At 47.9% G+C, this 12,861-nt stretch carries 11 protein-coding genes; 3 read left to right on the plus strand and 8 right to left on the minus strand.

The genetic code is table 11. The features are described 5' to 3' along the window. Positions 1-14: 14 nt before the first annotated feature. Positions 15-887 carry an STAS domain-containing protein gene (locus V6D42_RS15640; RefSeq protein ID WP_333513836.1) on the minus strand — a complete coding sequence of 291 codons (873 nt, stop codon included), beginning with the start codon at positions 885-887 and terminating at the stop codon, positions 15-17. 196 nt (positions 888-1,083) lie between these two features. Between V6D42_RS15640 and V6D42_RS15645 the strand changes: the two genes are divergently transcribed. The 3 genes from V6D42_RS15645 (at position 1,084) to hmoA (ending at position 2,545) form a co-directional block, all read left to right on the plus strand. Further along, positions 1,084-1,662 (plus strand): hypothetical protein, encoded by a 579-nt coding sequence (locus V6D42_RS15645; RefSeq protein ID WP_333513837.1) that lies wholly within the window; start codon positions 1,084-1,086, stop codon positions 1,660-1,662. A gap of 95 nt (positions 1,663-1,757) precedes the next feature. Beyond that, complete coding sequence (locus tag V6D42_RS15650; protein ID WP_333513838.1) at positions 1,758-2,120, plus strand: VOC family protein; 363 nt, start codon at positions 1,758-1,760, stop codon at positions 2,118-2,120. A gap of 101 nt (positions 2,121-2,221) precedes the next feature. Continuing rightward, on the plus strand, positions 2,222-2,545 hold the full coding sequence (gene hmoA, locus V6D42_RS15655; protein ID WP_268446572.1) for a heme-degrading oxygenase HmoA: 324 nt from the start codon (positions 2,222-2,224) through the stop codon (positions 2,543-2,545). 37 nt (positions 2,546-2,582) lie between these two features. Here hmoA and V6D42_RS15660 read toward each other — a convergent pair whose 3' ends face one another. From V6D42_RS15660 to V6D42_RS15690, 7 genes are all read right to left on the minus strand, one after another. Further along, entirely contained in the window at positions 2,583-3,278 is a 696-nt protein-coding gene (locus V6D42_RS15660; protein ID WP_333513839.1) for a DUF421 domain-containing protein, read from the minus strand. Between the two features lie 76 nt (positions 3,279-3,354). Next, positions 3,355-4,698 carry an alpha-galacturonidase LplD gene (gene lplD / locus V6D42_RS15665; RefSeq protein WP_333513840.1) on the minus strand — a complete coding sequence of 448 codons (1,344 nt, stop codon included), beginning with the start codon at positions 4,696-4,698 and terminating at the stop codon, positions 3,355-3,357. A gap of 8 nt (positions 4,699-4,706) precedes the next feature. Further along, positions 4,707-5,594, minus strand: a complete 888-nt coding sequence (locus V6D42_RS15670; RefSeq protein WP_010333314.1) for a carbohydrate ABC transporter permease — start codon at positions 5,592-5,594, stop codon at positions 4,707-4,709. 12 nt (positions 5,595-5,606) lie between these two features. Then, the gene (locus V6D42_RS15675; protein WP_326201180.1) at positions 5,607-6,563 is read right to left on the minus strand and encodes an ABC transporter permease; all 957 of its coding nucleotides are present in this window, start codon (positions 6,561-6,563) and stop codon (positions 5,607-5,609) included. A gap of 54 nt (positions 6,564-6,617) precedes the next feature. After that, complete coding sequence (locus tag V6D42_RS15680; protein WP_333513841.1) at positions 6,618-8,126, minus strand: extracellular solute-binding protein; 1,509 nt, start codon at positions 8,124-8,126, stop codon at positions 6,618-6,620. A 121-nt stretch (positions 8,127-8,247) separates the two neighbouring features. Next, complete coding sequence (locus tag V6D42_RS15685; RefSeq protein WP_333513842.1) at positions 8,248-10,821, minus strand: exo-rhamnogalacturonan lyase family protein; 2,574 nt, start codon at positions 10,819-10,821, stop codon at positions 8,248-8,250. A 44-nt stretch (positions 10,822-10,865) separates the two neighbouring features. Beyond that, on the minus strand, positions 10,866-12,860 hold the full coding sequence (locus tag V6D42_RS15690) for a beta-galactosidase (protein ID WP_333513843.1): 1,995 nt from the start codon (positions 12,858-12,860) through the stop codon (positions 10,866-10,868). Position 12,861: the final 1 nt, after the last annotated feature.

Consider the following 12,861-nt stretch of genomic DNA (forward strand, 5'->3'; position numbering starts at 1 on the left):
TGCCTCATCAGATTTCATCTTAGTTCTTCCAATTCCTCAACAATACAACGGACACCCATGTTTTCAAGCGCCTGCTTCAACGAGCCGTATGTTTCATATTCACTGAAATCAAGCCCTAATTGAATCGATGTTTGGGCGACATCCGGCCGAATACCTGAAAAAACGGCTTTGACGCCAAGTAAGAAAAGTGTTTTCGACAGGTTGTACAATTGCTGCGCAACCATTGTATCCACAATTGGGACGCCGGAAAGATCGACTACAAGGCTTGTAATTTTTCTCTCAATGCATCGGACCGGCACTGTTTCTAAAATCACCTGCGCACGTTTTGTGTCGACAGAGCCAATCAGCGGCAATATGCCGATTCCATCCGCAATGGAAATCACCGGACAGCCTAATTCACTGATTAATTCCTGCTGAGAAGTGAGCCTCATCAGCATAAATTTTTGATACTGCTCAGAAAACTCAATAATCAGCTTATCGAAAGACTGATTCACAATACGGTTCCAGCGGTCAGCATCCTCATTTGTGACGATATCCCGATGCTCTTTTATAAACGTAACGACAGCATCCCAGAATGCGATTCTTGAATTTGAAATGGCTTCAACGACCTCATGCACCTGAACATCTTGCTCTACTCTTTTTTTCGCAACATTCATCGCCCATTTTGCCATATTGTCTTGAAATTCGGTTTGTTCCTCCAGGAATGCACTTGCGATTGTTATATTAGTAAACGTATGTTGCTCCGTCAAAAGCTTTTTCGTATCTTCACTTAAATGCTCGGCGGAATATAATTCGCCCTGCAGCTGCCTCCGTAAACTGAACCATTTCTCAGTAATGTCAGCCGTATGGTCTATGATATATTGATATAGTTTTTGATCGATATTCACGGTCTGTCTCCTTTTTCGTAATAGAAGCTCTTATATTATAAAATTATAAATCGAAATTGTGAATGGGACTAGGGAAAAATAGATTGATTCTGCACACTGAGCGCATGCCAATTCTATCCATAGGCAGATTCACCAATATAAGCCCACTCTCATATCCTGTCAAATGTACAGTTTACTTGAGAAAGGACGTTACGATATGTATTATGATCCATATATGTATGATGGGCCCATCTATGATCCATGGTCCCCAGTAGAATATGATTACCGCTACCCAGTTGGATATCCAGGGCCTGGTATTGGCGGAGGTGCTGTTCCTGGTATCGGCGGAGGCGCCGTACCTGGAATTGGCGGAGGTGCTGTTCCTGGTATCGGTGGAGGCGCCGTACCTGGATTTGGTGGAGGTGCTGTTCCTGGTATCGGTGGAGGCGCCGTACCTGGATTTGGTGGAGGTGCTGTTCCTGGTATTGGCGGAGGCGCCGTGCCGGGTGTTGGTGGAGGAGCGCCGCAAGGGCCTCCGCCTCATCAAAAGCCGGCAAAACCGAAAAAGCCTCAGGGCTTGCATGGGGCAGCTTATTTAGTTGAACCCGTTCTCATTCAGCCTTGTCTCTTCCGATTTACCTATGTTTGGTTAACCAACGGCAGCTCATTTTGGTTCTTCCCAATCATTCTTGGAAGAGAATCCGTCGGCGGCTTTTATTGGGATGCCTCACACCATCGCTGGTTTTATTACGCCTTGGACACAAAACATATAGATGTCGTAAGCTGTTCATATTAATGGTCAATCAGCCGGTTCTTCCGGCTGATTTTCCTGTGTTCCTTTATCTTTAAACAGGTTATGATATACATATCTATTGAATTGGAGGTTTCCCTATGATCAAACAAATTGGCACTGTGGCTGTATATGTCGAGGATCAGCAGAAAGCGAAGCAATTTTGGTCGGAGAAGGTGGGTTTTGATATTGTGGCGGACCATCCGATAGGTCCAAACGCAAGCTGGCTGGAGGTCGCGCCTACCGGGGCACAGAGTCGTTTAGTCATTTATCCGAAAGCGATGATGAAAGGCGCCGAACACATGAAGGCTTCTATTGTCTTTGAGTGTGAAGACATCTTTGATACATATGATAGAATGAAGGCAAACGGTGTAGAATTTCTCAGTGAGCCGAACCAAATGGAGTGGGGCACCTTTGTTCAATTTCAGGACGAGGACGGCAATGAGTTTTTATTGAAAGCATAAGTACCGCGGCGGAGAAAATGCTCCGCCGTGCTCTTTTTTTGACATTGAGAATGAATTTCATTTACAATAACGGATATATGAGTGTGATTGGGGAGAGATAAATGTTTGTTCAGTTGAGAAAAATGACGGTAAAAGAGGGCCATGCTGATCAGGTGATTGAACGTTTCAGCGCTGAAGGAATCATTGAAAAACAGGAAGGCTTAATTGATGTGACCGTGCTTGAGAAAAACGTCCGCCGCGGCGATGAGGAAGTCGTTGTTATGATCCGCTGGCAATCCGAGGATCACTGGAAGCAGTGGGAAAAAAGCGATGCGCATATCGCCGGGCATAAAGCGAACAAAGGCAAGCCAAAGCCTGACTATATGATTAGCACTGAAGTGAGCATGTACCACGTGAGAGCTGTCAAACAAGGGACTCATCAATAACGGAAAAAGAGCTTGGGCTGCGCCGCAAGCTCTTTTTTCATGAAAATCTGCTTTCTTCAAATGTGACGGCGTACAGCGGTTTATTAGGATGCCATTCAGCAAATAATACATCCTCAGTCTTTTCAATCCCCTGCTTTTTCAGCTTTTGCCGCAGCCATTGTTCGTCTACCCCCGCTTCTCGCAGGTTGTCATACACAATCTCTCCATCAAGAATTAACGTGGTGGGCAAAGACACATCTTGCGGCGGAAGATTCATATCTTTTCTCGTCGGATTGCCAAAATCGGATTTCTGAAGAACGCTGACCATCCCGTTTGTTTCTAATATGGCATATTCCACTTCCTGTATGGAAAAGCAGCCTGCCTGCCTTAAAAGGCTCTGCAGCTGATTAATGTCGAGCTTGTTTTTCTTCAGCATCTCATATTTCAGCTTTCCTCTATGAATAACGATACTCGGTTCGCCTTCCAGGAACTTTCTGGAGCCCTTTATTTTTTGGGTAATGAATTCAATCAGATAAATCAGCAATCCCCACAGCAGCGAAGAAAAAATGATCTCTTTGATCTTAATTTCGTGATCATACACTGCATTTCCGACCAGTTCCCCTAAAATCAAAGCAGAAATAAAGTCAAACGGAGTGATTTGAGAGAATTGGGTTTTTCCGAGAAACTTCAAAATGACAAATAAAATACCCAAACCGCAAACTAATTCTGCCGCTACACTAAGATAATCTCCCATGTTGATAGCACCTACTTCTTGAGAGCTACTATCATTATGGTCAACTGCACTATTTCTAAACGCCCACTGTCCGCTATTATAAAATCGGCTGGTGCTTTGACAGCATGTCGCCAAAAAGCTGCTCCGCATCATGGCGGTCGAGTGTGACAAGCGGGTCATTGAGAAACGCTTGAAAAGCGAGGCCGCGGTCCTTTGTTAACCCCGCTTCCGCCACTGCCTCCTGATTGGATACGTGTCGTGCCGCCAGCAGTTCCACACCCTTCGGCAGCGCTCCGGAAACAATTGGCTGGACACGGTTGCGGGTAATGAATGCGTTTGTTTCCACAATCGCATCTAATGGCAGATGAGCGACCTGGCCTTGATTCGGCAGATTCACATTTGTTACAAGTTCGCCCAGCCCAAGGAGTGCCGCCATGATGTTCACGCCCTCTTCTCCTGATGCTTTCCTCTCAACACCCCGTTTTTGCTGTGCCATGTAATCCGTTTCTTTTTGTTTCCGGTCTCTGTCCTGTTTTCTGAAGGATATGGGTGTGAGGTGAAACTTCCATGTCTCAGGCTGTTTGAGATAGCAACCGGGGAGAAACTCAGCCAGATGCCTGTCACCCGCAGCGGGGATGGCACCGTACGTTTCAAATAAATCAAATGCAATACGGTGTGCAGAGCGAAATACACTGTCCTTCCAGCTTTCCCCCTCCAGCTCATAGCCGGATTCGGCATAATGCGCACAGAAATCATGGAAAACAGGCAGCAGATCAATATGCCGGTAAGAAGCTGCTGTCACCCATGTAAAATGGTTAATGCCCAGCACATGAACATGAATATCTTCACGCCGCTTCACCTCTAGTCCAAGCCTATTTGTGACCATCTCTGCCAGCAGTTTTTGCGTGCCGAATACTTCGTGGCAGCAGCCGAACGCTTTTATGCCGGGAAACACTTTATACAGCGTTCTCGTGCACACTGACATTGGGTTTGTATAATTAATGACCCATGATTCGGGGGCGTAGTCTCTTATTGCCCGGGCAATTTCTGCAAACATTGGAACGGCCCGCAAACCTCTTATGATTCCCCCAGGTCCGACAGTATCACCAACCGATTGATAGATGCCGTATCGCTCAGGCAGATGAACGTCCGTTTCCATGTCATCCAAGGTACCCGGCAAAATCGAAATAATCACGATATCCGCACCCGATAATGCCTTTTTCAAAGTAGAAACCGCCTCATACCTCCATCTGCCGTCTCCGCTGTGATTGCCGATGATTTCATTTTTCTTTGCCGCTTCAAAATTCAGATCATAGAGTGCCACCGTGCCTGACATTCGTTCATCAAGGGACAAATCGCTCATCAAGCTTCGGGCCCAGCCTTGGGAGCCTCCGCCGATATACGCGATTTTGATCTGATCTAACGTACTGATATGAAACACTCCCTTTCTCAGCCTTTCACAGAACCGATCAGCATGCCTTTGGCAAAATGTTTTTGTAAAAATGGATAAACCGCCAAAATCGGTATGGTCGCGATGACAATGACAGCAAGCTTAATTCCCTGCTCCGGCGGAATTGTATTTTGCATCGTATCGCCATTGGTCGCCGTTAAGTCCGATAAAATCGTGACCTGGCGAAGCACCATTTGCAGCGGCCATTTTGCACTGTCATTGATATATAAGAGAGCATGGAAGAAATCATTCCAAATCCCGACCGCATAAAACAGCGCAAAAGTGGCAATGACCGGCTTTGACAGGGGCAAGGCGATCCGCCAAAAGACGCCGATTTCTGAACAGCCATCAATTTTTGCTGATTCCTCAAGCTCCCGCGGCAGCTGCTGAAAGAAGTTTTTGATAATAATGAGGTTAAACGGATTGATCGCCATCGGCAGAATCAGCGCCCAATAGGAATCTAGCAATCCAAGTGATTTGACGACAAGATACGTCGGAATCATGCCCCCGGAAAACAGCATCGAGAAAATCACCAGGTTTAACAGCAGATTCCGTCCTTTCACATGCCGCTTCGCCAGCGGATACGCCATCGTAAAAGTGAAAAACAATTGCACGGCTGTCCCGACTACAGTGATGAAGATGGATACGCCCATGCTTCTGATAAACGTCGGTGTCGAAAACACGTACCGATAAGCGTCAAGGGTAAAGGTTTCCGGGAAAATAAAGAAGCTGCGCTGAGCCAGCTCAGCTTCTGTCGCAAAGGAACCTGCGATAATATACAAAAACGGCAAAATGGTAATCGCGCCGACGCCGCCGAGAAACAGAATGTTGCAGACGTCAAATACCCGTCCAGCTTTTGTGTTGTGCATCGTGTGAATGTCAGCCATACTCTCCCTCCTCTAAAACAATCCTTCCTGATCGAACTTTTTCGCGATGTAATTGGCACCGAAAATTAAGATAATCCCGACAACCGATTTAAACAAACCGACAGCCGTGCTGTAGCTGTATGCGCCTTGGGTAATCCCCATCATGTAAACATATGTGTCGAAGATGTCGGCCACGCTGCGGTTGAGCGAGTTTGTCATCAAATACACCTGTTCAAAACCGATATTTAAAAAGCTTCCGATCCGTAAAATTAAAAGTACAATGATGGTGCTCCTGATTGCCGGAAGCGTAATATGCCACATCCGCCTGAACCGGCCGGCCCCATCCATGATCGCCGCCTCATATTGCTCCTGATCCACCGTTGCCAACGCGGCGAGAAATAAAATCGTGCCCCAGCCTGTCTCCTTCCATATGCTTTGCATGACAATCATCGGCCGGAACCAGTCAGCGTCTGATAAGAAAGAGACCTGATTCCCCGTCAGGCTCATGACCATTTTGTTGATGACGCCTGTATCGACTGTAAAGAAAACAAAGGTGATGCTGACCACGATTGTCCATGATACAAAATGGGGCACGTAAATAAGGGTCTGAATGCACCTTTTATACACAGCCTTCCTCAGCTCATTCAACAGCAAAGCCAAAATGAGCGGCGCGGGAAAGGCAAAGAGCAGATCAAGGCTTGCCAGCATGAGCGTGTTGCGCAGCAGCCGAAAAAAATCCGGATTCATAAAAAAGTCTTTAAAATAATCAAGACCGACCCATTCGCTTTTCCAGAAGCCCAGATATGGCGAATAATCCTTAAATGCAATGAGAACGCCCCACATCGGCAGGTATTTGAAAACCAAAAAATAAAGCAGACCGGGAATAAGAAGAAAATAAAGCCATTTGTCTCTTTTGAGCGCAGCCATCCAGCTGATGCCTTTCTCAGCAGTGAGAACAGGTGCGTTTCCCTTTTTCGGCACCGTTTCCATATCTGTTCTCCTTTCGTGATACCGGCGCGCCCGCCGAACGGCAGGCGCATCGGTTTATTTTGACGTTTGATACAATTTGTTTAAGTCCTTCATCAGTTCATTGCCGCCGCTGTTTTCCCAAAGCTTCACCGCATCCTTAAAGCCTTTTTCATCGATTTCTCCGATAATAAATTGCGTTCTCGCATCAAGAATGATGTTATCAAGTTGGGCTCCTTTTTGGGTATAGACATCAGAGACAAGCGACTCAGCCGGGTTAAAGACGGCTATTTTTTCTCCTTTCGTGATGATGTCCTTGCGATGCTGGAAGAGCTTTGTTTTCTGATCTTCGATGTAGTACTCGCTTTTCGGAATGGACATGCTGAACTGGGCCAAGCCTTCATGCTCATACAGGAGGGATTTGTTGTTTTTTTCAAGAGAGGTGAATACGCCGTCCTTCAGCTCATAGTTTCGGTCCTCCACTCCGTTGTTGGTCAGAATCTGTGCTTCCTTATCGTTCAGCTTATCAAGGAAGGACAGTACCTCTTTCAGCTCTTTTTCCGTTTTCACGCTTGATTTTGGTATCGCAATCATGCCTGAATATCCTGATGTCGGGAAGGTGCGCTTACCTTTTGGTCCTTCTACTGTGCCGACGATATCAATGATATCTTTGTTCGACTCATCCGCTTCTTCCATGGCACTTTGAATTTGCGACGCTCTGGAGCCTGTATCAACGATGACACCCGCTTTTCCTTTTACAACCGGGTCATTCCACTTCGCCGAATCCATAACAGCAAAATCCTTGTTGATCAACCCTTCATCATACAGCTTCTTAAAGAAGGTGAGCGCCTCCATATATTCCTTCGTTGTAAAATCAGGCACGAGCTTCCCGTTTTCAACGCCGTAGCGATTCGGGGCGCCGAACCAAATTTGCAGAACATCCCACGGGCTTCCGTTGCCAAGCCCCATCCATTTCGGCACGACCATGCCGTACGTATCGTCCTTGCCGTTTCCGTCAGGATCTTTTTCCTTAAAGGCTTTCAGCACTTCATAAAAATCATCTAGCGTTTCCGGCATATCGAGCCCGACGTTTTTGAGCCAATCGGTTCTGATGATCATACAGGCTCTGATCAAGTCTCTCGATCTGTAGACCCCGTACACCTCGCCATTTATTGAGCTGTTCTTGAGTATCTTTTCATCAGCCTGGCTTAAATTCTTGTAGTCTTTTAAATAAGGAGACAGCTCCCAAAAAGCGCCCGCTTTGACAGACTTGATAAAGCCGGCTGACTTATCTTTAATCACAATGGCATGAGGCATTTCTCCAGAGGCCATGACGATGTTAAATTTATCGTTGTAGGATGAATCAGGCACCCATGTGACCTTAATATTTTTGCCTGTGTATTTCTCTAACGCTTTTAATGATGGGCTTTTATCACTCGGGCTTTCCGGTGACAGCAGCGGCGCCATGATGTTGATCGTGTTTTTTGAATCGCTCGCTGAATTGGATGTTTCTGAATTGCTGCACCCGGCTACCATCATGGCAGCGAGCGGTAGAGCGAGCCATTTTTTTCGTATTCTTTTTTTCATGATGCGTCAGTCCCCCTTTTTCTCCTTTTCATTTCACCTTTGCCACCCCTAATATAAAGCGCTTACATAAATTCCTGCAATCTTCATTTTTTGCATCATTTTTCCTATAGAATGAAGGCTGTTATCCTTTTTTGCAGGATATATCTTTTTTTGCAGGGAGGTATTCACCAATTAATTCAAGAGCCGCAATCACATTTAAACACCATTGAGATATAGTGTTTGTCGTTACCCACGGAAGCTCTTCAAGCTGAGTCCATGTCTCGATTTGCGCGGGTTTGATCGGAAGCGGCGTATGGCTCAGTTTATGGTCGAGTAAAAGATTCCACGCTTTTTCGGCGAGGTTATGGTCTTGTTTTTTTCTCGCAGCATAGGCTGTCATACCAGCCGCAAACATGGGCCAGTGAAAGTGCCCGTCATGGAGCACACCCCCGCTTTTTTTGCGTTTTTCTTCATCACTGAATGTGTAAAACTCGCCAAATTCACTCAGCATCTCCTCCCATTCGCGGTCATCGAGAAGCTCAGCCAGCTCCATCCACACTTGCGGCGCGCCAAACGCAATGATCATATGATAACCGCCTGCGATGCCGTCTCCCATGTGATGAAGCATAGACGTCGCCGGATCATATTCAAACGTCGGACCTGATAATAAGCGAAGCGGCAGGCGTTTCAGACAGCTGATGCCTGTTTGAATTTTTTTGCGATATTCAGGATTCTCAGTCCGCTCCCATTCCGCCAGCCAGTTCGAGCAAAAAGCCGCCCAATCCGGCCCCGTTCTGACATGAGTCGGATGCTCTCCTTTCTCGTAGAAAGCACGCATCGGATCGGTGTTCACTAGGGCGGCATCGGCGTCCTTCACTTCTGTCAAAAGATCTCCCGTGCGCTCATCCCCCGTCAGATAATAGTAGAATTTATAAAGGCCGGCCATGCTGATTCTCGCTTCCTTGCAGCCGCATCCCCAGTGCACCACGTTATGCCGGGAGCCAAGCCCCGCATATTCTCCGAGATGAAAACAGTCGGTTTCACTTGTATGGCGCGTCATTGCTTCTGCCATTCGGAACAGATCTTCTCTGCCGGAGCGGAAAAACGCCTGCCACAGCCACAAGGTCGGAACGAGTTCATTATTTTGCCACGCGTATCCGCCGAGATCATACCGCCACATATGCCGAATCGGGTCATACGTATGCATGACGTCCCCATAGTTCCAGAACCCGTACCATCTGCGTTGCTCCACTTCTTTTTGATAAAATAAGAAGGCAGCGTCCAGCTGTTCTTCCAGCTCTTTTTTGACCGGATCGGCCGTATCGATCACACTCCAAACGCCAAGCGCTTTTGACTCGTAATAAACGTCCGGCTCACAAATAAGCAATGGCGGCGCCTGCCATTTGTCCGCTAACGCATTCAGCACGCCATCTGATGGCATCTGAGAGAAGCATGACAAGCTGATCTCGTTTGTGTTGGCAATGCCTGTCGGATCAGAACGCATCTCATCAAACCCTTCGTACGCGCTGACGACATGGGTGTTCCCTGTATAATGCCTGAAATCCATTGCTTCCGCGTCTGGCGGCCAGAGCCAGACGGTCATGTTCGGTTGATCACCGGCAAGACCTGTTATCTCAATTGACGACGGATATTTTTCAAAAAAATACCGCAGGCCGAGTGCTACCCCTCCATTTTCGCCGCCCGCATAGCAAAGCCCCTTCGCCCGCGTACCATGCAGCATGTCAACCCACGAATATTCCTTGCCGGTCCGTTTTGCCAGACGGTAATGATCGCTGGAGTCCTGTACGAGTTTCATATCATTCCAAACTGCGTTCTGCACGCCGTGTGCAAACCATTCCTTGTGCTCTTCACTTGGAGAAATCGATTCGCCGTTGATATGCCTCTGATAATGAGGATACCGTTCATTCCATTTGCGGGTGCCAAACAGCTGGGCGGGTTCTTTATAAACGCCTTTGTCCCCCGCAAAACGGAAATGGCGGTTGTACGGCTCTCCCTGTAAAAAGAGGTCAAACTGCATGCCAAGCCCTTTGATGAACTCTCGCTTGAAATTCCTGTCGATCAGCTGAGTATGCATGATATTCATCTCTGAAAGCCCGGCATAAAATGTGAATCTGATGTTAAAGGGCAGCCATTCTTCATTTGTCTTGTGGAGTACATGAACCCCCTCCATCTTGATGACTGCTTTTATAGGACCTCTCTGTTCAATGACCGCACGTTTGATAAGACTGACCGATGTTTCATGAGAGAAAACCTTTTCTGCCGCCATTTCCTTTCTCGTTTCCTTTATTGCGATCAGCCGCCCGCCTGCGGCGATCGGCTTTCCGTTCATCAACAGCGATTGAATGATATCGGGGCCCGTTTTATTCACAGTGCAGACAAGCGCTCCGGTATCTATTTGGATTGCATCCTTTGACTCGTGGATCATGAGCTTTTTCGCTGGCGGCTGGGTTTCTTCTTTTTGCAGGGTCAAGCTTGTATCGGTTTGTTGACTGAACACAGCCGCGTGCTTTGTCCATTTGATGCTCCCGTCCGGCCAATAGGCCGACGGCTCGCTTTGCACATAGCGGCTTTCACCCTTTGCATTGATAAGCGCCAGACAGTCTCCCTTATTCAATTCTCCTTTTTTCCAAGGCACCCCCCACGTTACACCGCTTTTCAGCTGAGGCTGCTCTGATAGCCATTTGATCTTTTTCATCGGTCTCTCCTTCCATATAAAAAAAGCTGATTCGATACAAAGAATCAGCTGCGATTTTCAAACTGAATCACACGGTATTCGTGTGATCCGACTGACAGTCTCCCGGCTCCGATTGAACGATTGGCCAAAAGGTCGGTCCCCTCTTGTGGAAGCGTCACACTTCCGCCTTTTCCATTCATATTAACAATGACCCATACGAAGCCGTTTTCTCCTTTTCTCGGAGCAACAATCGTGCCGGGGGTGACATCGGATCTGACAGAAACGGCTGCTTCTCCCGCATAATGCCTGACGAGTGCTTCCAGCATCGCATCTCCTTTTTTGCCTGATGGAAGCGAGCCAAGCAAGACGATTTTCCCTTTGCCGTGCTCTCGTTCTGACAGAAAGGCATGGCCGGCACCAGGCCCGGATTCAACTGTGCCCAGAGTATTTCCGCTCCCTGCATCAAACACCGCGCTCCACAGTCCGAGCGGCGCCGTCATGCCAAACGCTTTTCCTGTATTTGCATCCTCGTTCATCGGGAACGTGAACAGCGTTTTGATTCCGGCTGTTTTCTCCAATTCTCCAAGGCCATAATCGGTATGAACCGTATGCTCGCCCGTACGGCCTCCTGTCAGCGGCCCGGCAATCCATATGCCGCCCGCTTCAGCAAATGCGGAAGCTTTTTTGATAAACGCAGAGGACAGATAAGGCACAAATGGCGTAAACAGCACACGATAGCCCTCCAGCGGAAAGCCTTCAGGAACGAGATCGCGATGAATGCCCGTGTTGAGGATGCGCTCGTAAAAGTGTGTGATAATCGTTCGGTGTTGGAGCCCCCGGTGAGGTTCTGTTTTCAGAAACACTTTCGCCCTGTCGGAATAGGTCATCGCAACCTCAGCCTGAACGGGCACAGTAGAAAGAATGATCGGTTCGATTTCCTTTCTTGCCCGCTCAACCGCCAAAACGTTTTGATAACCGATCGTCGGCTCTCCCCATGCACTAAGGACGGAACCGTGTGAAATCTCGCTGCCTGAACGCTGCTGGCGCCACAGCCAGTAGCAAAATCCCTCGCTCCCCAAGGCGTAAGAAGACACGGCTTCAGCTTGTAAATACCCATCGGCGTGCGGCATGGCACAGCTTTCGAGCGAGGCTGCATACGACGGACTTGTTTCCAGAATCCAGAACGGGCGGTCTTTTTTGAGATGCCTCCAAATATCACAATTTAACAAAAATGCAGATGCATTATCCTGGGAAGCGTACGTATCATAGGAAGCAAAATCGAGATTCTGAAACATCCGCTCATTGTCTGTGCTGAACATGACCGAGCCGTTATGAGTGATCGGCGCATCCGAATAACTGCGAATGATTTTCGCCTGTTCATCCGCAAATTGAGCGATCATCTCCATCGAAAACAGCTGATACATCGTGCGCAATGAAGCGTGATGCAAAAACGGGGCCGGACCCGGCTGCGGCACCTGCTCAAAGGTTTGATAGGTTTCGCTCCACACATCGGTTCCCCACGCTTCATTTAACCGTTCAATCACACCGTAACGGTTCCTGAGCCAGTCATGCCATAAGCTTAAGCACGTCTCACACATGCATTCAGCCACATGACATTTAAATTCATTATCGAGCTGCCACCCGATCAGCCCTGGCAGGTGTCCCAGCTCTTTGGCGATGCTTGTGGTGATGATGGCGGCTCTTTTTCGGAAATATGGGTTATTTGTACACGCATGCTGACGGGAGCCGTGTCCCATCACCTCTCTTTTTTCGTTAATGTGCATTCGCTCCGGCCGCCCGTGCGAGAGCCAAATAGGCGGTGTCGGCGTCGGTGTGCACATAATCGTTTCGATGCCGTTGTCATACATCCTTTTGATCATTTCCTTAAAAAAGCTCACGTCAATGTTTCCTTCTTCCGGCTCGATCACAGACCAGGCGAATTCACCAATTCGCACGACATTGATGCCGACCTCCCGCATCCTGTCAATGTCCTGCTGAATCGTGTCTTCATCCCATAATTCCGGATAATAGCAGGCGCCGTGATATAGTTTTTTCCCCAAG

Source organism: Bacillus sp. 0909A, from assembly GCF_036765115.1.
Lineage (GTDB): Bacteria > Bacillota > Bacilli > Bacillales > Bacillaceae > Bacillus > Bacillus mojavensis.

Coding starts and splice junctions, on each gene's coding strand:
- V6D42_RS15645 (WP_333513837.1), top strand. CDS start 1,084: ATGTATTATGATCCATATATGTATGATGGGCCCATCTATGATCCATGG.
- V6D42_RS15650 (WP_333513838.1), top strand. CDS start 1,758: ATGATCAAACAAATTGGCACTGTGGCTGTATATGTCGAGGATCAGCAG.
- hmoA (WP_268446572.1), top strand. CDS start 2,222: ATGTTTGTTCAGTTGAGAAAAATGACGGTAAAAGAGGGCCATGCTGAT.
- V6D42_RS15660 (WP_333513839.1), bottom strand. CDS start 3,278: ATGGGAGATTATCTTAGTGTAGCGGCAGAATTAGTTTGCGGTTTGGGT.
- V6D42_RS15670 (WP_010333314.1), bottom strand. CDS start 5,594: ATGGCTGACATTCACACGATGCACAACACAAAAGCTGGACGGGTATTT.
- V6D42_RS15675 (WP_326201180.1), bottom strand. CDS start 6,563: ATGGAAACGGTGCCGAAAAAGGGAAACGCACCTGTTCTCACTGCTGAG.
- V6D42_RS15680 (WP_333513841.1), bottom strand. CDS start 8,126: ATGAAAAAAAGAATACGAAAAAAATGGCTCGCTCTACCGCTCGCTGCC.
- V6D42_RS15685 (WP_333513842.1), bottom strand. CDS start 10,821: ATGAAAAAGATCAAATGGCTATCAGAGCAGCCTCAGCTGAAAAGCGGT.